We start from the raw sequence: 1934 nt of genomic DNA, 5'->3' as shown, positions 1-1934 counted from the left end.
CAGCTGGGCCTGGATCTGGCTCATCACCGTGCTGTCGGCGAGGGTGGTGGTGTCACCGACCTCGCGGCCCTCGGCGATGTCGCGCAGCAGGCGGCGCATGATCTTGCCGGAGCGGGTCTTCGGCAGTTCGCCGACCACCTTGATCTGCTTCGGCTTGGCGATCGGGCCGAGCGTGCGGCCGACGTGCGCGCGCAGTTCCTCGACCAGCTCCGGGCTCTCGGTGACGCCGCCGCGCAGGATCACGAAGGCGACGATGGCCTGGCCGGTGGTGGCGTCCGCGGCGCCGACCACGGCGGATTCGGCCACCGACGGGTGGCCGACCAGGGCCGACTCGACCTCGGTGGTGGAGATGTTGTGGCCCGAGACGAGCATGACGTCGTCGACCCGGCCGAGCAGCCAGATGTCGCCGTCCTCGTCCTTCTTGGCGCCGTCACCGGCGAAGTAGCGGCCCTGGAAGCGCGACCAGTAGGTCTCGATGTAGCGCTGGTCGTCGCCCCAGATGGTGCGGAGCATGGACGGCCACGGCTCGGTGAGCACCAGGTAGCCGCCGGAGCCGTTCGGGACCTCGTTGGCCTCGTCGTCGACCACGGTGGCCGCGATGCCCGGCAGGGCGCGCTGGGCCGAGCCCGGCTTGGTCTCGGTGACGCCCGGCAGCGGGCTGATCATCATGGCGCCGGTCTCGGTCTGCCACCAGGTGTCCACGATCGGGGTCTTGCCGGCGCCGATGTGCTCGCGGTACCAGATCCAGGCCTCGGGGTTGATCGGCTCGCCGACGCTGCCCAGCACCCGCAGCGAGGACAGGTCGAACTTCGCGGGGATGTCGTCGCCCCACTTCATGAAGGTGCGGATCGCGGTCGGCGCGGTGTAGAGGATCGTCACGCCGTACTTCTGGACGATCTCCCAGAACCGGCCCTGGTGCGGGGTGTCCGGGGTGCCCTCGTAGATGACCTGGGTGGCGCCGTTGGAGAGCGGGCCGTAGACGATGTACGAGTGGCCGGTGACCCAGCCGATGTCGGCGGTGCACCAGTAGACGTCGGTCTCCGGCTTGAGGTCGAAGACCGCGTGGTGGGTGTAGCTGGTCTGGGTGAGGTAGCCGCCCGAGGTGTGCAGGATGCCCTTGGGCTTACCGGTGGTGCCCGAGGTGTAGAGGATGAACAGCGGGTGCTCGGCCTCGTGCGCCTCGGGGGTGTGCTCGGTGGACTGGCGCGCGGTGATCTCGTGCCACCAGACGTCGCGGCCCTCGGTCCAGGCGGTCTCCTGCCCGGTGCGGCGGATCACCAGGACGTGCTCGACGCCGTCGACCTTGGTGAGTGCCTCGTCGATGGCCGGCTTGAGTGCGGACGCCTTGCCGCGGCGGTAGCCGCCGTCGGCGGTGATGACGAGCTTGGCCTGCGCGTCCTCGATCCGGGAGGCGACGGCGTCGGCGGAGAAGCCGCCGAAGACCACCGAGTGGGTGGCGCCGATCCGGGCGCAGGCGAGCATCGCGACGACCGCCTCGGCGACCATCGGAAGGTAGACCGCGACCCGGTCGCCCTTGCGGACGCCGAGTTCCAGCAGCGCGTTGGCGGCCTGCGAGACCTCGTCCTTGAGCTGGGCGTAGGTGATCGAGCGGCTGTCGCCGGGCTCGCCCTCGAAGTGGATCGCGACCCGGTCGCCCAGGCCGGCCTCGACGTGGCGGTCGACGCAGTTGTAGGCCACGTTGAGCTTGCCGTCGGCGAACCACTTGGCGAAGGGCGGGTTGGACCAGTCCAGCGTCTCGGTCGGCTCGACGGCCCAGCTGAGGCGGCGGGCCTGCTCGGCCCAGAAGCCCAGGCGGTCCTCGGAGGCCTGCGCGTACGCCGCCGCGGTGACGTTCGCGGCTGCGGCGAGCTCTGCCGGCGGGGCGAAGCGCCGCTCCTCCTTGAGTAGGTTGGCCAGGCTCTCGTTGCTCAACG

1 protein-coding gene is annotated in these 1934 nt (G+C 70.5%); it reads right to left on the bottom strand.

From position 1 onward, the window contains the following. Positions 1-1932, bottom strand: a 1932-nt coding sequence (gene acs / locus ACIO5E_RS39635) for an acetate--CoA ligase (protein ID WP_400677580.1), incomplete at its 3' end; no start/stop codon positions are given. Positions 1933-1934 lie beyond the last annotated feature (2 nt).

Origin of the sequence: Kitasatospora sp. NPDC087314 (assembly GCF_044744365.1) — a bacterium.
Lineage (GTDB): Bacteria > Actinomycetota > Actinomycetes > Streptomycetales > Streptomycetaceae > Kitasatospora.
This window is presented reverse-complemented; position numbering and strand designations above follow the sequence as displayed.